At 37.6% G+C, this 23,985-nt stretch carries 18 protein-coding genes and 1 tRNA gene; 13 read left to right on the top strand and 6 right to left on the bottom strand.

Annotation, left to right across the window (positions count from 1 at the left end; translation table 11 throughout):
* Window positions 1-37 precede the first annotated feature (37 nt).
* On the top strand, window positions 38-1,096 hold the full coding sequence (locus F598_RS0100180) for a serine hydrolase domain-containing protein (protein ID WP_019036982.1): 1,059 nt from the start codon (window positions 38-40) through the stop codon (window positions 1,094-1,096).
* Between the two features lie 136 nt (window positions 1,097-1,232).
* Window positions 1,233-1,781: an NUMOD4 domain-containing protein gene (locus F598_RS0100175; protein WP_019036981.1), complete on the top strand. Its 549-nt coding sequence runs from the start codon at window positions 1,233-1,235 to the stop codon at window positions 1,779-1,781.
* Window positions 1,782-1,784: 3 nt separating this feature from the next.
* Here the strand turns inward: F598_RS0100175 and F598_RS0100170 are convergent, their stop codons facing one another.
* Window positions 1,785-2,621 (bottom strand): endonuclease/exonuclease/phosphatase family protein, encoded by an 837-nt coding sequence (locus F598_RS0100170; RefSeq protein WP_019036980.1) that lies wholly within the window; start codon window positions 2,619-2,621, stop codon window positions 1,785-1,787.
* 269 nt (window positions 2,622-2,890) lie between these two features.
* On the opposite strand from F598_RS0100170, the gene F598_RS0100165 reads away from it, so the two are divergent.
* Complete coding sequence (locus F598_RS0100165; protein ID WP_169334095.1) at window positions 2,891-3,409, top strand: DUF4136 domain-containing protein; 519 nt, start codon at window positions 2,891-2,893, stop codon at window positions 3,407-3,409.
* An 82-nt stretch (window positions 3,410-3,491) separates the two neighbouring features.
* Here the strand turns inward: F598_RS0100165 and F598_RS0100160 are convergent.
* Together F598_RS0100160 and mce are read right to left on the bottom strand one after the other, a co-directional pair.
* A tRNA-Ile gene (locus F598_RS0100160) sits at window positions 3,492-3,565 on the bottom strand.
* 64 nt (window positions 3,566-3,629) lie between these two features.
* Complete coding sequence (gene mce, locus F598_RS0100155) at window positions 3,630-4,040, bottom strand: methylmalonyl-CoA epimerase (RefSeq protein WP_026302414.1); 411 nt, start codon at window positions 4,038-4,040, stop codon at window positions 3,630-3,632.
* A 65-nt stretch (window positions 4,041-4,105) separates the two neighbouring features.
* On the opposite strand from mce, the gene rbfA reads away from it, so the two are divergent.
* The 7 genes from rbfA to F598_RS0100120 all read left to right on the top strand — a co-directional run bounded on the left by rbfA (window position 4,106) and on the right by F598_RS0100120 (window position 15,929).
* Window positions 4,106-4,498 (top strand): 30S ribosome-binding factor RbfA, encoded by a 393-nt coding sequence (rbfA, locus tag F598_RS0100150; protein WP_019036977.1) that lies wholly within the window; start codon window positions 4,106-4,108, stop codon window positions 4,496-4,498.
* Complete coding sequence (locus tag F598_RS0100145) at window positions 4,495-5,688, top strand: ABC transporter permease (RefSeq protein WP_019036976.1); 1,194 nt, start codon at window positions 4,495-4,497, stop codon at window positions 5,686-5,688. The genes rbfA and F598_RS0100145 overlap by 4 nt, the downstream gene beginning before the upstream one ends.
* Before the next feature lie 118 nt (window positions 5,689-5,806).
* Window positions 5,807-9,991 (top strand): PA14 domain-containing protein, encoded by a 4,185-nt coding sequence (locus tag F598_RS15495; protein ID WP_019036975.1) that lies wholly within the window; start codon window positions 5,807-5,809, stop codon window positions 9,989-9,991.
* A gap of 2 nt (window positions 9,992-9,993) precedes the next feature.
* Window positions 9,994-10,194, top strand: a complete 201-nt coding sequence (locus F598_RS0100135; RefSeq protein WP_019036974.1) for a hypothetical protein — start codon at window positions 9,994-9,996, stop codon at window positions 10,192-10,194.
* A 159-nt stretch (window positions 10,195-10,353) separates the two neighbouring features.
* Complete coding sequence (locus F598_RS14830) at window positions 10,354-13,506, top strand: T9SS type A sorting domain-containing protein (protein ID WP_019036973.1); 3,153 nt, start codon at window positions 10,354-10,356, stop codon at window positions 13,504-13,506.
* Between the two features lie 2 nt (window positions 13,507-13,508).
* On the top strand, window positions 13,509-13,706 hold the full coding sequence (locus F598_RS0100125; RefSeq protein WP_019036972.1) for a hypothetical protein: 198 nt from the start codon (window positions 13,509-13,511) through the stop codon (window positions 13,704-13,706).
* A gap of 186 nt (window positions 13,707-13,892) precedes the next feature.
* Entirely contained in the window at window positions 13,893-15,929 is a 2,037-nt protein-coding gene (locus F598_RS0100120) for a T9SS type A sorting domain-containing protein (protein ID WP_019036971.1), read from the top strand.
* Between the two features lie 54 nt (window positions 15,930-15,983).
* Here the strand turns inward: F598_RS0100120 and F598_RS0100115 are convergent, their stop codons facing one another.
* Genes F598_RS0100115 through F598_RS0100105 form a run of 3 tightly spaced genes read right to left on the bottom strand, consistent with a single transcriptional unit; the run spans window position 15,984 to window position 20,365 of the window.
* Complete coding sequence (locus F598_RS0100115; RefSeq protein ID WP_019036970.1) at window positions 15,984-17,807, bottom strand: M1 family metallopeptidase; 1,824 nt, start codon at window positions 17,805-17,807, stop codon at window positions 15,984-15,986.
* 2 nt (window positions 17,808-17,809) lie between these two features.
* Window positions 17,810-19,489 (bottom strand): S8 family peptidase, encoded by a 1,680-nt coding sequence (locus F598_RS0100110; protein WP_019036969.1) that lies wholly within the window; start codon window positions 19,487-19,489, stop codon window positions 17,810-17,812.
* 15 nt (window positions 19,490-19,504) lie between these two features.
* Window positions 19,505-20,365, bottom strand: a complete 861-nt coding sequence (locus F598_RS0100105) for an MBL fold metallo-hydrolase (RefSeq protein WP_019036968.1) — start codon at window positions 20,363-20,365, stop codon at window positions 19,505-19,507.
* Between the two features lie 96 nt (window positions 20,366-20,461).
* On the opposite strand from F598_RS0100105, the gene F598_RS0100100 reads away from it, so the two are divergent.
* The 3 genes from F598_RS0100100 to F598_RS0100090 are packed head-to-tail and all read left to right on the top strand — an operon-like array spanning window position 20,462 to window position 23,953.
* On the top strand, window positions 20,462-22,363 hold the full coding sequence (locus F598_RS0100100) for a cation:proton antiporter (RefSeq protein WP_019036967.1): 1,902 nt from the start codon (window positions 20,462-20,464) through the stop codon (window positions 22,361-22,363).
* Between the two features lie 10 nt (window positions 22,364-22,373).
* Window positions 22,374-23,474: a DNA-processing protein DprA gene (gene dprA, locus F598_RS0100095; RefSeq protein WP_026302411.1), complete on the top strand. Its 1,101-nt coding sequence runs from the start codon at window positions 22,374-22,376 to the stop codon at window positions 23,472-23,474.
* An 11-nt stretch (window positions 23,475-23,485) separates the two neighbouring features.
* Window positions 23,486-23,953, top strand: a complete 468-nt coding sequence (locus F598_RS0100090; RefSeq protein ID WP_019036965.1) for a hypothetical protein — start codon at window positions 23,486-23,488, stop codon at window positions 23,951-23,953.
* Window positions 23,954-23,985 lie beyond the last annotated feature (32 nt).

Below are 23,985 nucleotides of genomic sequence, written 5' to 3'. Positions count from 1 at the left end.
TATATGATGTTATAATTCAAATTGACCTCTTTATAAAATGAAGCTTTACACTTTAATACTTATACTATTACAGTTTGGTAATGTAGTAGTGGCTCAGAATTTTGAAGATAAAATCAATCAAACCATAAAAAACTATGTTTCTGAATTTCCAGAACAAACTCAATTTTCTGTGGCTGTGGTATCTGGGAATCAGATCGATTATTTTGGTCAAATCAAGTTAACGGATACCATAAATGAAATCGATAACAGCGCTTCGGTCTTTCAGATAGGTTCTGTAACTAAAGTCTTCACCTCCTCGCTTCTAGCCCAATTGGTGGTAGATAAAAAATTAAAATTAACAGATAGCCTTCAGAAGTTTTTCGGGCCAAAGCTTAACGATCAAACCATTACTCTGGAAAAGCTTTCCAATCATACTTCTGGGCTACCTCGCCTTCCTTCCAATTTAAATCTTTTGGCTGCGGATTTTAAAAATCCTTACAAAATGTATGCAGAAGAGGATCTTCTTTATTATTTAACTACCGAAATGAAGATTTCAGAAGGGGCTCAGTCCAGGTATCAGTACTCCAACCTTGGAGCTGCTATCCTCACTAAGGCTCTCGAAAATGCTACAGAAAAGTCGTTTTCAGAATTACTTTCTGAGTATATTTTTGACCCGCTCAAAATGGAACAATCTTCGCTTTTGAAAGAATCGTCCAACTTTCAGTTGGTACAGGGTCTGGATGCCGGTGGTTCATCAACACCCCCTTGGGATATGAACCAATTTGAAGGTGCAGGTGAGATTTTATCGACGACATCAGATTTATCCAGATTTGTTATCGCTCATTTCAATGAAGGTAAAGCGGCCTTTGCCTTAACGACCATGCCAACCTTCATGGTCAATTCCAATTTGAGAATCGGACTTGGCTGGCATATTCTAAAAGCAGAAGATGGCAATGATTTATACTGGCATAATGGTGGAACAGCGGGCTATTCTTCATCCGTTTTTATGATTCCCGATACTCAAAAAGCTGTTATTTTGTTAACTAATGTTTCTGCTTACCACCCCAAAGCATCCTCTGTAGACGAGTTAGGCTTTAAGTTGCTGGGTCTATTTTAAATCATTTTTAAATTTAATTATTAGACTTTACTATTCTAATAAATAAATAAATCAGTTATATTGCAAATTAATTATACCATTTTATTTTGATTCGGAACACCTTCATCCTAGAACAAGGTCTCAAAATCAAAAACTAATGATTCGTAATTTTTACAATGAACAATGGAAGGAAATTGTATTTGACGATCGAATTGCTGAATTCGAAAAATACAAAGTTTCTAATTATGGCAGAATCTTAAACTGCAAAGGCGAGAAAGAGGTTCTGGTGAAGGAATCTTTCATCAATGGTTATCAAACTTTACCATTGAAGCAAGAAGTTAACAAAAAATCTACAAGCCGATACGTACACAAACTAGTTGCTCAGCACTTTCTAGAACAAGGAGATGGAGTGTATGTGATTCACTTGGACTATGACAAACGTAACAATAAGGTAGAGAACCTTAAATGGGCTACAAAAAAAGAAAAAGAGAAGCATCAATTTACCAATCCCGAGTATATCAATAGACCAAGAAAACGAACCTATTCAAAATTAACAGAGGCTCAGGTTAAGATTATTAAGCGTAAAATTCATGATCCTAACCGAAAGACCCGTATGAAGATGATTGCCAAGCAATTTGGTATTTCTGAAATGCAACTTTATAGGATCAAGAGCGGTGAAAACTGGGGATCTGTTACAGATTATTAGGTCTTAGTAAAAGTCGAATTCAACCCAAACAGGGATGTGATCTGAGATCGTTCTAGCGGATTTTAAATCTGGGAAGGATTTATAAAAGGGATTCACCCCGCTGCTGATGGTTTCAAATTCGCTCGTGTCTAAAAAGAGGTTATCATATTCTGAAGCAAGGCACATATTGTTTTTGCATCTCATCTTGAGACTCGTCTTTTGATTAACTAAGGCGGGCATAAACCCCATCGATTTAAGAGGATTGAATACGGTGTGGGTTTGTGCTAAATTAAAATCTCCCAGAAATATAAAATGACGTTCTGGATATAGCTCGGGATATAGCTTTAGATGCTTTAATTCGGTTTCGGGCTGTTTAGATTTAGGTACGGCGTGAATATTAACCAGTGTAAACAACTGGGTTTTGTACTCAAAGGTGATGAAATAAGGTTCGCGTTCAAAATCCTCAACGCAATCGGTATCCAGCCAGGGTTTTTGATGTAGTTTTAGCTTACTGTCCTTCCACAAATAGGCGTAACGTTCAGAGCTGTATATTCCTCCTTGAGTTGGATCGCTTACAGCGTATTGCCATTTATTACCTGTCCTGTTGAGTTCATCAGCTAACCTAGCTACAGCTTGTGCGCCTCCATTTCCCGCCACTACCTCTTGTATGGCTACAATGTCGTAATTTTTTAAGGTCTTAGCCATAAAGCGTATTTCAGAATTTGATTTTGAATTACCTAGGTGTCTTATATTCCAGGAGCTTAATTTGACCTGGCACAAACTTATTTCACCTAATAGAAGGAAGAAGCCAAGAATAAATCTGAACTTGAATGTTTTGTGTAATGATTTAACAGGGGTCATTTAGATAAGTTCATAATGTTTCAACTTATATTCAAAAGATATCTAGGTATAATTTTACTAAAATTTTACAATTTAAGTCATTATATGCTTAAACTCATTGTAAAATCTATGGAACTGCTACGAGTGGTCTTTTAGTTTTTAGTTTTAATTTAATTTAAAAATTTAATTTTATTATGAGTTATTTTAAAATAATAGTATCGACTCTTGCCTTTTTATTGTTCACGGGTTGTGGATCAAGTATTAAGACAGTGAGGCCAAATCAAGCTGATTTGAAGACCTATAAAACGTTTTCATATTTGCCTAATGCTGCTATAGATCTATCTAATATACAAGAGGAATCAGATGAACTCAATGCGTTTTTAATCGAGACGATAAATGAACGGATGAAGCAAGCAGGTTATGTTTTGGATAGAGACAATCCAGATTTGCTTGTATTGGTTAGTACAGCTACGGATATAGAAACCGAGCGTGATACAGAACCTGTTTATGCTACTTATCCTTATGGAAACACTATTGCAACTACACCTGTAAATAGCTATTATCAACCCTTTTATTACAGAGGATGGTATAATTGGTACAATTCAGGTGGTATTGTTGGTTATACTTCAGATACATATTCCTATGAAGAAGGTGTTGTTGTTATTGATTTGGTAGACAGAGAAACTAAGCGATCCGTCTGGAAAGGCAGAACATCAGAACCTATGAGGGAGCAAACCGAAACTCAAGCAGTGATGGATGCTATCAACCAAATATTTACAGAATATCCACTTATTGAAAATAATAACTAAGCAGCTTTAGTCAATAAACTACTAAATAAAATCTACTAATGAAAAAAGCCTTTTTGCATCAAGCAGAAAGGCTTTTTAATTGTGGTCCCACTTGGACTCGAACCAAGGGCCACCTGATTATGAGTCAGGTGCTCTAACCAGCTGAGCTATGGGACCGGCACTGATTATTGAGGTTGGCAAAAATAAGTATAAGTTTGTTATCAGCCAAAGTATTTTAAAATTAAAATTGAGATCGATCCTCGCATAGTTCTATTAAAACACCGTGATTACTTTTAGGGTGGAGAAAAACAATGTTTTTTTGATCTGCACCAGGTTTTGGAGTATCGCTTAGCAGCTGAAAGCCTTCATTCTGTAAGCGTTTGATTTCAGAAGTGAGGTCATCTACATAGAAAGCAATATGATGAATGCCTTCCTTTTGTTTGCTTAGATATTTGCCTATTGGACTGTCTTCCTTGGTAGCCCCTAAGAGTTCAATCTTACTTTCTCCACACTCAAAGAATACGGTTTCCACGCCCTCGCGCTCTACGGTTTCAGTCTTATAGGGGGCTTTATTCAGTAAAGCCTGGTAGGTGTTTGTAGCTTCATTCAGGTCTTTAACGGCTATTCCTAGGTGCTCAATTTTTTTTATCATCTGGTATTTCTTTAGAAAGTTGTGATACAAAACTAGCATTTATATAATTGTTTTACCTTTGCAAAATGGAATCTAATAGACAAAAAAAAATAGCAGGAATACTTCAAAAAGACCTTGCTGAGGTAATACAACTTGAGCTCAAAGCAGCTGGAACACAGAATTTAATTATTTCCGTGACAAAGGTGAGAGTGACTCCAGATTTACTTCAGGCTAAAGCACACCTAAGTATTTTTCCTTCAGAAAAATCTGAAGCCATCGTCGAAGAGGTAAAGGCTATGAAGTCTAAGATAAAGCATGAAGTTGCCCAGCGTACTAAAAACCAGTTACGAAGAATGCCAGAGCTCTCTTTTTTTAACGATGATTCAATTGAATACATCAATAATCTAGAGCAGGCGTTCAAAGGAAAAAGCGATCCTATAAAAAATCCAGATCTCTTAGATAAGCGCAAGAAGAATTGAACGTTTCCTTTTACATCGCTAAGCGTTATCTTTTCTCAAAAAGCTCTAATACAGCTATCAATATAATTACTTGGATTGCCTCTATCGGAGTGATTGCTGGCTCCTTATCTCTGTTTGTAGTCTTGTCTGCCTTTTCTGGACTCAAGGAATTTAGTCTTTCTTTTACCAATAAGTTTGATCCCGATTTAAAGGTACTTCCTGCTTCGGGTAAATTTTTTAAAGTGGACTCTACGCAAAGGGCTCAGCTCAAAAACGAAACGGATATTATACTGTATTCAGAAGTCATCGAAGAGCGAGTATTATTGAGTTTTAAATCCAAAAATACCCCTGCTTTTATTAAGGGAGTGGATACTTCATATCAACAGGTTTCTGATATTAAAAGCGCAATATTTTTAGGTCAGTGGATAGAAAATAATGCCTATCAAGTTGTTCTAGGTAATGATTTGTCAAGAGAATTGTCTGCAGGAATAAGAGACTATTCGGGACTTTTAGGGCTTTATGTTCCTAAGCCTGGTAAGGGCCAAATTTTAGATGTTAAGGAGGCGTTTAGAGCTGCAAATGCAACAGTTGTTGGTATATATTCCATCAATGAAGAGTTGGATACAAAATTCGCATACACAGATATCGGTTTCGCCAGAAGCCTCTTAAAGCTCAATTGTGATGAAGTTTCAGCCTTGGAAGTAAAAGTTAGTGAGGAGGCGAACCTCAACTTAGTGAAGGAAAAGCTCCTTAAGATTTTCAACGGGGAAGTTTTAGTTAAAGATAGAGTTCAGTTAAATGACAGTCTTTACAAAATGCTTAATACAGAAAATCTTGCGGTCTATCTGATTTTTACTCTTGTTATTGTCATCGCTTTATTCAATGTGATTGGTTCCATCATCATAGCGATTCTAGAAAAACGCCAAAACTCAAAAACTTTATTGAACCTAGGGCTGACCAAAAAAGAAATTCAGCGTATATTTTTTTATCAAGGTGGATTGATGAGTGTGGCTGGAGGTATCATTGGTTTATTGCTGGCCGTTATTCTGATCCTCTTTCAATTGTATTTTGAGTGGATCATGATTACCCCAAGTTTAGCTTATCCGGTAAGGCTTGAATTTATTAATATCCTTATCGTTTTTGTAACCATTTCTAGTTTAGGATTTTTAGCTTCCTATATTTCTTCTCAAACCGTCAAGCGTTCCATTTAAACTAGAATGCTAATTCTTTCTGTATTTTGCTTATATAGTTGGGTTAGTCGTGTTTTTTCGAACTAATTCTACAGAGTTTACGTAGATATAGTAATAATTTTGCATAAAATTTATTACTATGAATAAAATTACATCTCTTTTCATTTTAATATTATCCTATGTATCGTCCTTTGCACAAACTGCGACCCTGATACAGTCAACAGAAGGAGTGAATTCATCCGGATCTCAAGTTTCAGTTTCATTTACAGCTACACCAACAGAAGGTAATTTATTAGTAGCTATCCCTGTCACTGAAGATGGTAATGCAGGAAATCAGTCAAACATGTTAAGTTCTGGCTGGACGAAAGTAACGGATGACTATTTTAACACTGCAGGCACTAACAGAAGAGGTTTTGGTTATTATTATAAGATAGCTGGCGCCTCAGAAGCAACATTAGTTTCAGCGGAATGGACTTCCGGTGGTGATGCAGCACTAGCTCTTCAGGAATTTTCTGTTTCTGGAAATATAATTGGAGCTTTAGACCAATTCAGTGTAAATAATTCTGGAGCTACACAAGTCAATACTATCAATTCTGGTAATACTCCTGGATTATCAAGCCCAAATAGTCTTGTTCTTGGCTTATTTTTGGCTAAAAACGATACACCAATTGGGCAGGCGGTTACATTTACAAATTTCAGCAACACAGTGAATCAAAATACCAATCCAGATGGTGATGCTATTTCATTGGAAACTGGTTTCAAGACGGTGAATTCAACAACAGCTCAAAATGCTAATATTAATTATGCCACTACAGCGTTTTTGAATGCAGGTGTGTTCGCTTTTTCATTGGTGACTGACACCGATGAAGACGGAGTTCCGGATTCTGTCGATTTAGATAGCGACAATGATGGTCTTACCAATTTCTTAGAACAAGGCGGCGGTTCTTTAAACTATGAATTTTATAATTCAGCTCCAGCAGGAAATACTGTAGATAATATTCCCACAAGTGGAGCTATAGCAACAGGTACAGTTTCAGACTTTGATGTAGATGCTTTATGGCAGGCTATCACACCTGGCGATAACAATACATTTTCAATTCGTTATACTGGAACAATCAATATTACAAGCTCTGGTACCTATACGTTTTATACCAGTTCTGATGATGGTTCTAAGCTATTCATCGAAGGTACTGAAGTCGTAAATAATGATGGGTTACATAGTAATAGAGAAAGACAAGGAAATATAACGTTAACAGCTGGAGACTATGATATTGAAGTTTTGTTTTTTGAAAATTCCGGAGGAGAAAATTTGTCTGTATCTTATGCAGGACCGTCTATCTCTAAACAACCGCTTCCATTTTTAATAGTTAGTGCAGGTGGTACAAGTTTCGACACTGATGGAGATGGAACACCAGATTATTTGGATTTAGATTCGGATAACGATGGATGTTCTGATGCTAATGAGTATTATGGATTATCTGATGCAGATGGTGGTGACGATGGTGTGTTTGGTGCAGGAGCACCAGCTGTTGATGCTGATGGTTTAGTAATCGCAGCGGGATATGATGGTATTTATTTTGAAGATGTTACTGATAATTCCATTAATCGTGCCTGCGATGATTTTGACGCAGACTCAGTACCAAATTTCGTTGATTTAGACGATGACAACGATGGAGTTTTAGATAGTAATGAGTCAGATCTCAATTTCGGAGAACTAAATTATGAGTATTACGATTTAGTTCCTAGTGGGTTCACTGTAGATAATATACCTAACACAGGAGCGACACAAACTGGAGTGGCTTCAGATTTTGATGTTGAAGCGCTCAGTATAGCTATTACTGGTAACGCGGCCACTTACTCTGTAAGATTCACAGGATTTGTAGATATTTCCACAGACGATACCTACACGTTTTTCACTAATTCTGACGATGGATCAAAACTTTTTATCGACGGAGTTGAAGTGGTAGATAATGACGGATTGCATTCAGCAACAGAAGTTTCTGGTTCGATTGCTTTAACCGAAGGATTACATTTCATAGAAATCCTTTATTTTGAAAATACAGGAGATGATCTACTTGAGGTTTCTTATGAGAGTTCTACTATAACCAAAACACAAATACCATTTTCAGTATTAGCTTCACCATCTGGTGATTTAGACACTGATGGTGATGGTTTAGTGAATCGATTTGATCTAGACTCAGATGATGATGGATGCTCAGATGCTAATGAATATTATGCTTTAGCGAATGCAGATGGGGGTGATGATGGTGTATTTGGTGCTGGCGTTCCAGTAGTAGATGCTCAAGGTAGAGTCATTTCTGCAGGTTATAATGGATTTAATTACACTGATGCTATCGATGATTCTATCAATGAAGGTTGTAGCTTCATATTTGAGACTACTGGAAACTGGAACGAAACTTCGAATTGGAACACTAATACGATACCTAATAGTTCCAATGACGTTATTGTAAGAGCTAACGCTACGGTTCCATTTCAATACGATACGAGAGCTTTAACTCTGGATTCTGGCTTTGAGATATCTATAAATTCTGGAGCAAGTCTTAATGCTAATGGTAACATCATTAACAATGGCTTAATAAACGGCGATGGCGAAGTCATTTTAGATGGCACTTCCGCCCAGATGATTTCAGGGGATGGATCTTTTGAGAACTTAAGGTTAGATAATCCTACATCTGTGTCAATAGATAATCCATTGGATACTCCAATGGATTTGAACGGCGTGTTATATGTAGACCAAGGAACATTTAATACAGATAACAATTTATATCTACGCTGCTCATTCACACCTGTTAAAACTGCACAAGTCGCTCCGGTGAATGGTGCCATAGTAGGAAATGTGACTGTAGAGCAGTGCTTTCCAGCTAGAAGGGCCTTCAGGTTTATTTCCTCATCTGTGACTGGTGGGACAATACAAAGTAACTGGCAGGAAGGAGTTAATAACACAGGACTTAATTTCCCAACAGATAATCAAAATCCTAACCCAGGTTTTGGTACGCATATTACTGGTTCAATTACAGGGGCCAATGGCTTTGATGCTACTGGTAGCGGTAATCCATCCATGTTTACCTTCAGTAATAATGTGCCGAGACAATGGGATGCCATAGCTTCGACCAATCAGGCTTTAGAAGCTGGAACTCCATATAGATTATTTATTAGAGGCGATAGAGGTATAAATGTAACAAGCAACTCAGCAATTCCAACTAATACAAGACTTAGAGCTACAGGAGCCTTATTGATTGGTAATACAACACAGAGTGTTTTATCAAATGTAGGAGGAGAGGTTAGTTTTGTAGCCAACCCCTATCAGGCTCAGGTCGATATGAATACAGTACTGTCCGCTTCAACAAACATTTCAACTGCTGAATACTACGTTTGGGATCCAACTTTAGGAGGCGCTCCAACAGTGGGGCAACAAGGAGGGCGAGGAGCTTACGTGACAGTTGATTTACCTGCAGGTACTAATTCAATCACCTCATCAGCTAATCAATATTTGCAACCTATGCAAGCGGCTTTCGTTTTAACCTCTGTAAATGGTCCAGCATCTGTAACATTTGAAGAATCAATGAAGGCCGTTGAGCAAACTCAAACAGAGGTAAAATCTTTATCAAAAGCAGAATATATCAACATTCAGTTATTTGATGCAGAATCTTATGCAGAAGGCAACACTCCATCAGATGGTTTGCGTATTAAGTTTGATAAATCTTACAATAAGACTACTGAAGATGATTCCCCTAAACTATCAAATCTAGATGAGAACTTAGCCAGGGTTGAAGATAACGTGTATTCGGCTATTGAAAGACGACCATTCCCGGAGGTTGAAGAAGAGTTGGCATTGTTCATCAATCAGTACAGAAGAGAGGCTTATGTGATGAAATTTGATTTAACAGACAACCTCAATACTCAAGTCTTCCTCAAAGATGCTTATTTAAATGAGTTGACTGAGATGACAAGTTCAGAAAACACCTATGCCTTTAGCATAGACAATTCTATTCCAGAATCTGTAGCTACAGATCGCTTTAGTCTGGTTTTTGAACCTGAAAGTTTATCCACAGTAGAAGAGAGTCTGTCTACTATGAGTCTTTATCCTAATCCTACACAGGGTAGCTTTAGCATAACAGGCAGAGACTTAGAGCAAGGTGCAGAGCTGGAGATTTATAACATGCTGGGTCAGCAGGTGTATAAACAAAGCTTAAGCGGACAATCCACGATAGAGGTAACCGACTTTAAGGCGAATACAGGCATTTATTTAGTCAAATTGAAAACCAATCAAGGTGAAAGAACCTTCAAACTTATAAAACAATAGGTATGAAACTTCAAAAGTCACACTATATACTATTAGGATTATTACTCATCCTACTATTAGTATCTACTGAAGCATCGGCACAGTTGCCTGTCTTTGATGATGATGTGGGAGATGAGCCGGTAGCCCCAATCAACGGTCTTATCGCTATGGGCTTGGCAGTTGGAGGCTATTTTGGTTATACCAAACTGAGGAACGGTAGCTAATACTCGGTCTGTAAAAATTCTTATTTAGTTGGATTAATCCAAAATAAACCTCGAATTTGATTTGCAGATTTAGAGACAAGTTTTTAGTACTTGAATTTCGAACTAATTCTACAAACAGGATCATGAGCTAAGTCTATTTTTGTTGACAAATATCTTATTATGAACAAGATTACTTATCTATTAACGATACTTTTTGTGTTTGCATTGAGTTTCACTCAAGCACAGACAGTAGATCAAATCATAACAGATTATGAAGGATACTGGGTGTCTGGCCAAGGTTCAATAAATTCAATTGAACCAGAAAACTCTCATAACTTATTAGGATTTAGATTCGGAGGAACTACCTTTTCAACAGGAGTTGACGATGCAAAGTTGACCCAGGAGGGTGTAACATTTACGCCTGCTAATTTTAGAGCCTTACCTTTTAATTCCTTACCTACATCTGGTGGTGGGGCTTATTACATTGGATTAGGTCAACTGTTTGACGGCATTGACAATGGAGTAAATTCTTCATCAACCGAACCTTTTGAAGCAAACTTAAGCGGTCAGGAATTGACACAATTTCTAACCAACGGTGAGAAAGGACTTAATTTGGGTTCTGGATTCGCTAACATACCTTCTAGTAATAGTTTCGAATTTAGACTAAGTGCCAATGGAATAGAGCCTTCGGCTATCGGAGATAATATTCCAGATATTCTCATATCTCAAATAGCTCAACCTTCAGGCTCATTTGATCTTGCCAGGTTAGTAGATGCTTCTGGGAATATGGTAGGTACCGAGGTCTCATTTAGATTGGATAATAACTCTTCAGCTCCAAGGTTAGCAAGTTGGATCATTGATTTTTATAGATTAAATAGTACAGCAGGGATTACAAATACTCGAAGAGACATACGTTTTATTGCTCTTGATGTTTCAAGCTTTGGAATTACGGCTGCAAATGTTGGTTCAGTTGTTGCTTTGGAATATACATTTAGTGGAAGTTCGGATCCAGCTTTTATTGCTTATAATGAAGAATCCTTATCTGTAGCTAGAGAAATCGAAGTTGTAAGCCAGCCAACAGTGTCCGATTGTAATGGGGAGATGGCTCAGGATTTTGTGGTGCAAGTTCAGGATTTCAATGGTGCTCCTGTTGAGCAGGCAGGTTTTGCTATAACTGCTTTTATTGAAACGGGTCCAGGAGAATTATTAGGTACTTTGACTCAAACAACTAATGCGCTAGGGCAGGCTACTTTCGATGACTTGGTATTTGAAATTGGTGATTTCCATTCTATCCGATTTGAAAATACAAGTATGGAACCCGGTATAAGTGCTGTCGTAAATCTTGTTGGGACCTGTGTTGATTCTGAATGGACAGGGGCAGTATCAAATGAATGGAATAATACTTCTAACTGGTTAAATGGTGAAATACCCAATGCCAATTTTAACGTCCTGATTCCTTCAGGTGCTCCTAGATATCCTGTTTTATTGAGCAATGCTGGCGCTAAGGATTTGACTATGGAAGATGACACCTCAATAGTCATCAATGGCAATGTATTTGCAATTTCCGGAGATGTCACAAGAGGCAATAATTCTTTAATCAATGGAAGCACACCTGGGTCTAACCTTTACTTTTCTGGAACGAGCGCTCAAACTATACCAGACAACTTTATCTCAGGAAATTTAGATATTCTTACCATAGAAAATGCTAGTGGTGTAACTAGTAATACAGACATTACTTTAACCTCATTATTGGACGTCATTAACGGAGATTTTGATACCAATGATAGATTAACTTTAGCTTGTCAATTCACGCCTGTTAGAAAAACAGCTCAAGTGGGCGAAGTAACTGGTTCCATAAGTGGTGGTGTAACTGTAGAGCAATGTTTTCCTGCCAACAGAGCCTTTAGGTTTGTAACGTCTTCTGTTAATACATCAACTTCTATTAGAGCCAACTGGCAGGACAATCCGAGTAATTACTTAGATGTACCACGTTTAAACTATGGAACCCACATTACAGGAGTAGAGCCAGGGTCTTCAAATGCAACTGTTGGTCAGGATGGTCAGAATGGATTTGATTACAATCCCTCTGGAAATCCTTCCATGTTTACTTTTGATAACCTAAATGCAAGCTGGAGCATGGCTATGAATACTACCGATAATTTGTCGGTAGGTCGGCCTTATCGCTTGATGATTCGTGGAGACCGGACAATTGATATAACGTCAAATTCCGCACCTCCTACAGATACAAAGCTGTCTGCTTTTGGGACGCTTACTACTGGTAGCTTAACCACCTCAACCCCCCTGAATTCTAATAGTGGTTCTTTTAATTTAGTAGGAAACCCCTACCATGCTCAAGTCGATATGGATCAAGTTTTGACAGCCTCTGCAAATTTGAGACCACGAGTCTTTTATGTTTGGGATCCGACCATAAGCACAAGAGGGGCGTATGTAACAGTTTCGAAAGTAGCGGGTAACTGGTCAAATAACAACAGCTCTTCGTCTGCTAATCAATACCTGCAGCCGATGCAGTCTGTATTTGTAGAAACTAGTACACTTTCGTCTACACCAGCATTAAACTTTACAGAGTCTCAGAAAGTGGTTTCCAACCCTCAGACTACAACTTTTTCAGTAGATGAAACAGAATATCTTCAGTTAAATCTTTATGCAGAAGACGAAGTGTCTTCAGATTTATTTTCTGTAGATGGGTTAAAGCTCTTCTTTGGTGATGACTTTGAAAATGAAATTAATGATGATTTTCACAAAATGGGTAACGATGATGAAAATCTTGCACGAGTAGAAAGTAATTCTTTTTTGTCGGTTGAATTAAGACAGTATCCTAAAGAAGAAGAAATTTTAGATTTGTTTATTAACAACTATAAGCATTTCAATTACACCCTAGAATTCGTCGACATAGAGAATTTAAGTAATTATAAAGTCTACCTCAAAGATGCTTATTTAAATGAGTTGACTGAGATGACAAGTTCAGAAAACACCTATGCTTTTAGCATAGACAATTCTATTCCAGAATCTGTAGCTACAGATCGCTTTAGTCTGGTATTTGAACCTGAGAGCTTATCCACAGTAGAAGAGAGTCTGTCTACTTTGAGTCTTTACCCTAATCCTACACAGGGTAGCTTTAGCATAACAGGCAGAGACTTAGAGCAAGGTGCAGAGCTGGAGATTTATAACATGCTGGGTCAGCAGGTGTATAAACAAAGCTTAAGCGGACAATCTACGATAGAGGTAACCGACTTTAAGGCGAATACAGGCATTTATTTAGTCAAATTGAAAACCAATCAAGGTGAAAGAACCTTCAAACTTATAAAACAATAGGTATGAAACTTCAAAAGTCACACTATATACTATTAGGATTATTACTCATCATGTTATTACTATCTACTGAAGCATCGGCACAGTTACCTGGTTTTGATGATGATGTGGGAGATGAGCCGGTAGCCCCTATCAACGGTCTAATCGCCATAGGCTTGGCAGTTGGAGGCTACCTTGGGATTAGGAAAGTGAAAAATAAATAAAAACTACCTAATAAAACCACTTGATAACAAGTGGTTTTGTTTTTTGTAGACTTAATTCTACAAGCGCCTCACAATAACTTTATTATTGTTAAATGAGAATAGAATTTTACATATCTGCCTGATTTCGAATTTATTCTACAAATCAAGCTTCATCTAATCGCTACTTTTGATAAACGAAAATGCGGTTTGAATAAATATTTTTTTATCTTTCTAATTCTTGCTTTATTTTTTTCTCTAAATACTAAAGCAGAATCAACTCTTCTCGACACCTCTAGATTTATTACTGAGGGTCACTGGAGCAACCCTAATAATTGGGAAAGTGGTCAGCTGCCATCTATTAATTCCAAAGTCGTTGTAGAAGCTAACGCAATCATTGATATTCAGGTAGAGATAAAAGAGCTGGAAGTTGATGATGAAGTTAGCATCAATATTCAAAAATTTTATTCACTCAAAATAAACAGACATCTTGAAAATGAAGGGTCGATAAAAGGGGAAGGGGAATTAATTTTCAATGGAAATTCTGCACAGTTTATAAGGGGTGAAGGAATATTTCACCATATAAGAGTTAATAATCCATCAACTGTTCATGTCAAAGATGAAATTCAAGTTTATGGTAATCTATATATCGAAGATGGAAATTTATTGACCTTTAATCATTTAAACTTAAAATGTGATTTTACAACCAATTCTACAGCTCAAGTCGTAAGAGTTCAAGGTAACATTACAGGTAAGGTTACTACAGAACAATGCTTTCCAGCACGGAGAGCTTATCGAATGGTTAGTCCATCGGTCAATACAAGCTCTTCAATAAGAGAAAACTGGCAGGAAGATGCAGAAGGCTTTAGTGATGACAGTGTTCCAGAAGGTTTAGGGACTCACATCACAGGTTTAAATCCAGGTCCCGGTCCTGCCCACCTAGGCCAAGATGGCGATAATGGGTTTGATTATAACCCTTCAGGAGATGCCTCAATGTTTGAATATTCTCATAGTTTAAACGAGTTTGTTCCAATCGGAAATACTGATGAAACTACACTTACTGCAGGATCTCCTTATATGGTGCTTATAAGAGGAGATAGACATATTAACATTTATTCAAACACTACTACACCTACGTCTACAAGATTGAGATCTAACGGAGAATTGATAACAGATAATTTTTCATCAAGTCAGATTTCAAATCAAAAAAATGGATTTAGCTTGATTGGTAACCCTTACCATGCGCAGATCGATATGAGTTCTGTTCTAAAAAACTCTATCAATATTAGAAATGATGTATATTATGTGTGGGATCCAACCATGGGTGGTGTTCAAGATTTAGAAGAGTCGGAGCTAGGGGGTAGAGGAGCTTTTGTCATCATAGACCTATCTACTGTGACTAATTCCTCAAATTCTGAAGCTAACCAATACTTGCAACCCATGCAGGCGGCCTTCGTCCAAACTAAAGATAACGGCTTTGCTCAAATCAATTTTTCAGAACAGGATAAGGCTCTAAGTCCTTCCCAAACCGAGATCTTATCGCAAAATGATCTAGCTTACATCGATGTTCAATTATATAATCAACTATCTTATGAACAGGGAAGTACTCCCTCAGATAGCTTCAGAGTTAAATTTGGAGACTCTTACTCAGACTCCAATGAAGATGATATATTGAAACTTCCTAATGTAGATGAAAACTTAACAAGGGTATTAGATCAAGACCTTATAGCTTTAGAAAGAAGGTCTATGCCCAATGAAGAGATATTCCTTCCGTTATACGTTGATCAATATCGACGAGAGAATTATGTTCTAAAATTTGAAACTACAGACGAGTTTCCAGCACAAATCTATTTGATAGACCATTATCTAAACACAGAAACACCTATAGGAGGTAGTGATCCTTCCTATGAATTTAATGTGGATTCATCAGTTGCGGGATCTACCTCACAGGATCGCTTTTCAATTAAGATTTCACCTGAAACTTTATCGGTTCAGGCTAATCTATTAGCCTCGGTTCGGCTACATCCGAATCCTACCAGAGACTCCTTTCAGCTCTCTGGTTTAGAGAACTTAACTGACGTTCAGGTCAACATATTTAACTTGATAGGTCAGCAGCTGTATACTCATCAAGCTGGGGTTGCAAACACTCTTATTATTGACGATTTCAGACCTGGTGAAGGAGTGTATTTGGTTAATCTTAAATCTGATAATATGACTAAAACGTTCAAACTCCTCATCAAAAACTAATAAAAAAGCCATTCAATAATTGAATGGCTTTTTAGCTTATCAAAGTTTTGGAAATTATTCGTTCATAACTTTGACATTGTTTTCTCTGTTGACATCCGCCATAAGACCAGAAGGGTCAATTTCTATCTTCTCAATGCTAAATCTTTTAGTAGGAATATTAAGTTCATAAGTAGGATAAGCCCAGGCCCAATCTTCTACGACTTTTCCAGCTTCAGGTTTCTCCCATCTCATTATTCTTAAGGGAATGTAATAGGTTTCAGAAGTTCCCCCTTCATAACTCACTTTTACCTCAAGTGGCATAGGAGTTAACCCTATTCGCTCCAGCGTAATTATGGTGTTTTGACTTTCAGTTGAAACATCTTTTACGCTATAATCTATTGTGTTGGTCGTTCTTGTCCAATCATTAAGATACCAGCTTAACTCAGCTCCACTTACTTTTTCAGCGACTCGTATGAAATCATTTGGCGTAGGGTGTTTAAACTTCCAATCGTCAAAATATCTATTTAGAGTTTTACTCAAGTTTTCTTCTCCAATTAAATATCCTAACTGAGCAAGAAATACAGCGCCCTTAGAATAGGCTGAAATTCCATAAGCCTGGTTGTATTGATAACGATCAGCATGTGTGGTCTGAGGTTGCTCATAGCCAGAATTGGCTAAGCTTACGTAGCCTCTGTAGCTTCCTGCAGTTGGATTTTCTTCATTTTGATCCATTATTTCATTCATAGCCTGACCAGATATGTATGAAGTAAAACCTTCATCCATCCACTCGTGTTGAGCTTCGTCTGTTGCAAGAATATGCTGAAACCAGGCATGAGCCATTTCATGAGCAGTAACTCCTACAAGGCTTCCAAATTTTCGCTCTCCAGTGATGAGCGTACACATAGCATATTCCATACCTCCGTCTCCGCCTTGGATAACAGAATACTGATCATAAGGATAATCGCCAATATGCTCATTGAAGTAGTCAAGAAGATCTGATGTCTTTGATTGTAATTTTTTCCAATTCTCTTTGATGTCCTCATTGTCTTTATAAAGAAAATGTAGGGTCGTGCCATCAGTCCCCGTGATCTGATCATGGATATACTCTTTATCTGCAGCCCAGGTAAAATCATGAACATTAGGGGCTACAAAATGCCAGGTTAATTTCTTTCCTCTCCTTTTAACCTTGACGCCTTCATCTTCATAGCCGTAACCCACCTCATTAGGATTTTGGATATAACCTGTACCGCCTAATATGAAGTCTTTATCGATTGTAATTTTGACATCAAAATCTCCCCAAACACCATGAAATTCTCTTCCGATGTAGGGGTCGGCGTGCCAGCCTTCAAAATCATATTCGGCCATCTTAGGATACCACTGCGTCATCGATAATTCTACTCCTTCTGCATTATTTCTTCCTGATCTTCGAATTTGAACGGGAACCTGCCCTTTAAATTCCATCATAAATGTGGTAGATTCTCCAGGGAGAATGGGTTGGTCAAGTTCTACTTCTAGTACGGTTCCTACCAGCTCATAATTTAAAGGCTTGCCATCTTGCTTCAAGGATTTCGGTCTCATAAAACCGATTTCATCTTCACTTAATTTAGAAATTCGATCTTTTACCCGTCCATCAGGATCTTTGATGGTTCTGGATCTGATGTCCATTTCACTGTTGGGCTGAAAGGCATTGAAGTACATATGATAAAATACCCGAGATAGAGTATCTGGAGAATTGTTACTGTACACCAGCTTTTGTTCCCCATCATACTGATAAGATCCTGCATCAAAATCGATTTCCATTTCGTAATCTACATGTTGTTGCCAGTAGCCAGTATTATTTTGAGCCATTGTGGCTGTAAAAACAAGTACTAATGAGATTGTTATTATTTTTCTTAGCATAATTATTTGGTTTTTGAGGCTAAAATGATTGCGTTATACATATTTACTATTTTTCCAGAAACTGACAATTCACTGAACGTTTTTGTGTTTTCAGGGTCTCCGCCTAGGATGACTTCCTCTTCTGTGGTAAGACCAGATTGCATTAATATCTGTTTCATCTGAGCGGCGCTAAGCTTGGGATATAAAGATCTTATCATAGCGGCTACTCCAGCTACATTAGGAGAAGCCATTGAAGTTCCTTGTAAAAATTCGTAGGTGTCTAAAGGCGTAGTAGAATAAATAGACGATCCTGGTGCAAATAGGTCTACACTCTGCTTTCCGTAATTAGAAAAGCCAGAAACCAGGTTTCCCCCATATTCAGAAGTAATAGATCCTACATTGATAAAATTGTCGACAAAATTCTCTGGATTCTCTGGAGTTTCATCATTAGGATATACCCTTGTATCATCAAGGTTCAGGCCTTCATTACCTGCAGCATTTACGATTAAAACATCGTTTTCCTCTGCATATTTAATAGCTTCCATCACCCATTCTGGATGGGTAGAGAAGTATTTACCAAAGGAAGTGTTGATGATACTAGCACCATTATCTACAGCGTAACGAATTCCGAGAGCTATATCTTTATCATACTCATCTCCATCAGGTACTGCTCGTATAGGCATGATCAAAACATTGTTGGCCACACCATTCATTCCTTTATCATTGTCTCTGCTAGCAGCTATGATTCCAGCTACGTGAGTTCCGTGCTTTGCATCTTCTTTTTCCTCTGTAGGACCACTTACTTGATTATTACCATAAATTTTGGTTGAAAAATCATCTTCATCATTTCCTAAGTGCTTCTCTCTAGCTTTTAGATTCAGGTTGAAGTGGTATTGTTTTCTGTTCTCAAAATATTCTATTGCTTCCGCAAGCTGATCTTGAATAACTGTCAAATCTTCATCAAAATTATTCATCAGATTAAGCAACATCATTTTTTGATTGACTGCAGTATCATCTTCTGGTTGAAAGGCTGTTACATTATCAATCGTCAGCTTATCTACCTCAAGTTCGTTCTTCAAACTTTCTTCAGCTTGCTGAATTTGATTGTTCATCATCACATATCTATTGATATTGGATTCTGTAGCTTTTAGCTCTTCATCATATTTAGCTTTTGCAGCCTTGTACAGTTTAAAGTTATCCTCTCGATCCTGATCTATATCGCTAATGGATTTACCTTCAAATTGATCTTTGTAGTCTCGAACAATTCTAGTGTATTCCAGGTTTTCCTCTACCACATCGCCTAAAAAGTTCCAGCCATGAATATCATCTACAAATCCATTGCCATCATCATCAATTCCATTATCAGGAACTTCATCTATATTTGTCCAAATCACTCCTTCCAGATCTTCGTGTTCTATATCGATACCGCTGTCGAGTACAGCTACAACTACGGTTTTGCCCTGATAATCTTTGACGAGCTCTGTGTAAGCTCTTTCTATACTCATCCCAGGTATGGTGTCCTTGCTAAGATCTTTACTTCCCCAATTTTCTAATTCCTCATCCGTGAGATCTACGACCTTTTCGTTAGTGTTTTGTAGATTGGGAATGGGTTTTGAAGTGATTTTTGGACCGCTTGCACATCCTACAAGAAGGCTTGATGCAAGAAACCCTAAGCTTCCAGCTTTAATTAAGTTATTTTTCATCTGTTATTATTGAAATTAATTTGTAAAAAGTTCTTTAAATGTGAATTTGGAGTCGAGTCGGGGCCCTTTTTCAGTAGTCTTTAAATTGATGATCTCATTATGAGCATCATGTTCTAAAAAAATATAATAGTCCTTTTCTACAGCCTCGTTCAAAAATAGTTTTTTCTCCTTCAGGGTTTCTAGTGGTCTCGTATCGTAACCCATTACAAAGGGTAAAGGAATATGCCCAGCCGTAGGGAGTAAATCTGCTGCGAACACCAGCTTTTTCCCCTTATAATCTATTATAGGTATCATTTGCTTATCCGTATGGCCATCTACAAATAATACTTCAAACCCAAATTCTTTGTAAAAATGACGATTCTCAGAGCGTTCTAGAAAATTTAGCTGACCAGATTCCTGCATTGGTAACAGGTTTTCCTTGAGGAAAGATGCCTTTTCTCTATCGTTTGGGTGAATAGCCCAATCCCAATGTTCATGATTGGTCCAGAATTTAGCATTTTTAAATGCAGGTTCGTATCCTGTTCTGTCTTTATTCCACTGTATGCTGCCTCCGCAATGATCGAAGTGCAGGTGAGTCATAAACACATCAGTAATATCGTTTCTATGAAATCCGTGTTTTTTTAAAGACTTGTCAATGCTATGATCTCCCCATCGGTGGTAATGACTAAAGAATTTTTCGCTTTGTTTATTACCAAGACCCGTATCGATAAGGGTGAGCTGCTTTCCATCTTCAATGAGTAAGCTGGTCGCTGCAATGTCTATCATATTGTTGTTGTCTGCAGGATTGGTGCGTTGCCAGAGTGATTTTGGAACCACTCCAAACATTGCTCCGCCATCAAGTTTAAAGTGACCAGTTTCTATTGGGTATAAAGTCATAGAGATTATTTTAAGGCAAAATACTAAAAGAGTCTTAACTTTGAAATTCGAGTCTTTTGGATTATGCTATTTTTAACGACTCAAATTTAACTTTTTATGATCGAATTAGCAGGAATAATTATACTTGGGATTTTGGCACAGTGGTTTGCATGGCGTTTCAAAATTCCTGCGATCTTACCTCTTATACTCATAGGACTTCTGGTAGGCCCCATAGCTTCGCTTTATACTGCCGATGGTTCCAAGCTTATAGAGCCTATTTGGAATGGAGAGTCAGGACTGTTTCCAGGGGAGAGTCTTTTTTACTTTGTTTCATTAGCCATAGGAATTATCTTATTTGAAGGAGGCCTTACGCTTAGACGCGGTGAAATATTAAATGTAGGGCCTGTCATTGTCAAACTAATCACGGTTGCTGTTATCATAACCTTTGTGGGCGCCGGGATGGCAGCTCACTGGATTCTTGGTTTAAGCTGGCAAATTTCTCTGTTGTTTTCAGGACTTATCATTGTTACTGGTCCAACCGTAATCACTCCTATTTTGAGAAATATTCCACTGAAAAAAGATGTGTCTACCATTTTGAAATGGGAAGGCATCTTAATAGATCCTATCGGTGCCTTGGTTGCGGTTTTGGTGTTTGAATTTATCTCCGCGGGTGGAGGAGAGGCTTTTACGACCACTGCTTTAATCGAATTTGGGAAGATTGTTCTATTCGGTTTCACCTTTGGATTTACCTTTGCAAAAGCATTGGCCTTTTCTATTAAATCCAAAATCATTCCTCACTATTTGCTGAATGTTTTTACACTGGCAACTGTACTCGGTGTTTTTGTACTGGCAGATCATTTTGCACATGAAAGCGGATTATTAGCTGTCGTAGTTATGGGAATAATTATGGGGAATACCAATTTACCTAACCTTAAAGAACTATTATATTTCAAAGAATCTTTAAGTGTTCTGCTCATTTCCATCCTGTTTATTTTACTAGCAGCCAACATCAATTTTGAGAACCTGCTCATGGTGATCAATTGGGAAACCCTAATTCTTTTTGCTGTGGTGGTCTTCGTGGTGCGGCCATTGGGTGTGTTTTTGAGCAGTTATAAATCTACTCTGGAAACCAGAGAAAAACTTTTCATTAGCTGGGTAGGACCGCGAGGTATTGTAGCTGCTGGGGTGGCGTCACTTTTTGGATTAAAATTAGTCGATCAAAATGTGACCAATGCAGAATTAATAACGCCCTTGGTCTTTGTAATCGTTTTAGGGACAGTCCTTCTTAATGCAACCACTGCAAGATCCTTCGCCAAATTGGTGGGTGTATTCTTAAGAGATTCTCAAGGTATACTAATTGTAGGATCGTCTTCCTTTTCGAGGATTATAGCCAAATACTTAAGAGACAATGAAAGGCATGTTGTGATTGTTGATAATAACAAAAGTAACATCGATAAGGCTAAAGAAATGGGCATCGACGCCATCAATGCTAATATTTATTCTGATGACTTAATCGATAATGTAGAACTTAGCGATGTGGGTTATCTTATGGCGTTAACCGGAAACACAGCCGTCAATAAAAAAGCGATTGAAAATTTTTCAAAGCAATTTGGTGAGCAGGGAACCTTTCGAGTGATATCTTCAGAAGAGATGGAAGATCCAGAAAACAATCCTAAAGATGGGTTGTTTTCTCAAACCGATGATTACATAAAGCTGGTTAATCTAACGCGGAAATACCCTGAAATTCATGAAATTAATTTAAACTCTAATGAACACTTCCAGGGACTCATCGAAATAAGTAAGGTAGAGTCTGAAATTATTCCTTTGTTTATAAAATCACCAGATGGTAAATTAGATATTCTGCCAAATGACACCAAATCGGTTGAAGTCGAGTCAGAATCAAAGTTGGTTTACCTTGGTAAGTCCTTCAAAAAAGAACCTTCCAAGAAGGTGGTGGAGGAGCAATCTCTCAAAAAGCAAAAAGCAAAGGAAAGAGAGAATATGGAAAACGAGTCTTAAATTTCTCATGATACAAAATCAAGAACTCCTTAACTTGTTGGTGTTGCAAAACCTTTCTGGTATTGGACAAATCAATGCCAAAAAGTTACTGGAGCATTTTGGAAGCGCAACACGCCTCTTTCAAGCTAAAGATGAAGAACTTGCTTTTGTAGAGGGTATTGGTAAAAAGCGTTTGCAGAGCTTGAAAGATACCGCTAACTTAAAAGAGGCAGAGCAAGAACTCCAATTCATAGAAGATCATCAAATCAAGGTTCATTATTATAAAGATGAAGATTATCCTTCTCGTCTAAAACAATGTATTGATGGACCAATATTACTGTTTTCCAGAGGCAATATCAATTTAAAAAATAAGCCTATTTTAAGTGTTGTAGGGACTCGCCAAATCAGTAGTCAAGGCATTGCTTTCTGTGAAAAGCTAATCAATGATCTAGCACCTATCAATCCAGTTATAGTCTCAGGATTGGCTTACGGTACCGATATTGTTGCTCACAAGGCAGCGATAGATAATAATCTTCAGACTGTTGCTTGTTTAGCCCATGGATTGGATCAAATTTATCCTAAAGTGCATCAAAAGTATGTGGAAGCTATTGAACATAATGGTGGTTTCTATACAGATTTCTGTAGTCATAATACATTTGATAGAAAAAACTTCCTAAGCAGAAATCGGATAGTGGCTGGTCTAAGTGAAGCAACCCTAGTTATTGAAAGCGCAGAGAAAGGGGGTTCCTTGGTCACTGCAGACATTGCGAATTCCTACAATCGGGAAGTTTTTGCCGTACCTGGTCGTCCTCATGATAAATTTAGCAGGGGATGCAACATGCTAATCAAACAACAAAAAGCTCAAATGATTACGAGTGCAGCAGATTTGATTTACTTTCTAAACTGGGATGTGAGTTCTGAAAAAGACAACAAACAAACTCAATTGTTTGTCGATTTATCTTCAGAAGAGCAGTTGGTTGTCGAAACCTTAAGAGAAATTGGTAAAGCAGAACTTGATACCTTATCTTTGAAGTGTAGTTTGCCTACGCATAAGTTAGCCTCCATCCTGATTAGTCTTGAGTTGTCGGGATGTGTGCGTCCTTTGCCGGGTAAGCAATTTGAAATCATTTAAAATATTATAGAATGAAGACTACAATAAAATTATTAAGCTTAGTATTTGTTATTTTTTCAATTTCATGCCAACAAGGGAAAACGGAAGAAGCTAAAGCCTTTGATAAACAAATGGAAGAAACCATCAAAATTCATGACGATGTGATGCCGAGAATGAGTAAAATCAACACTTTGATAACCGAATTAGAGACTCAAAAAGAAGAGCTTCAAAAGGCTGAAGAGGTTGATGTTGAAAAGTTAGAGCTTCACAACAATGCCATCGCTAATCTTAAGCAAGCACATGACCTTATGATGTCCTGGATGAAAAATTTTAGTGATTCGTTTTCCAGAACCGAAATCAATAGAGGGCTCGAAACTCAGGATAAAGATAGTATTATGGCTAAAATGCGACTTCTAGATGCCCAGTATAAATCTGCTGAGGAAATGCAAAAATCTATTGCAGAAGCCATAGAAAATGCTCAAATCATTTTGTCTAAATAATTGCAGAACTTTTTCAACTAATTTGAGTTGAA

Origin of the sequence: Psychroflexus tropicus DSM 15496 (assembly GCF_000378765.1) — a bacterium.
GTDB lineage: Bacteria > Bacteroidota > Bacteroidia > Flavobacteriales > Flavobacteriaceae > Psychroflexus > Psychroflexus tropicus.
Note: the sequence above shows the minus strand (reverse complement) of the source record. Positions and strands in the feature narration are given on the sequence as shown.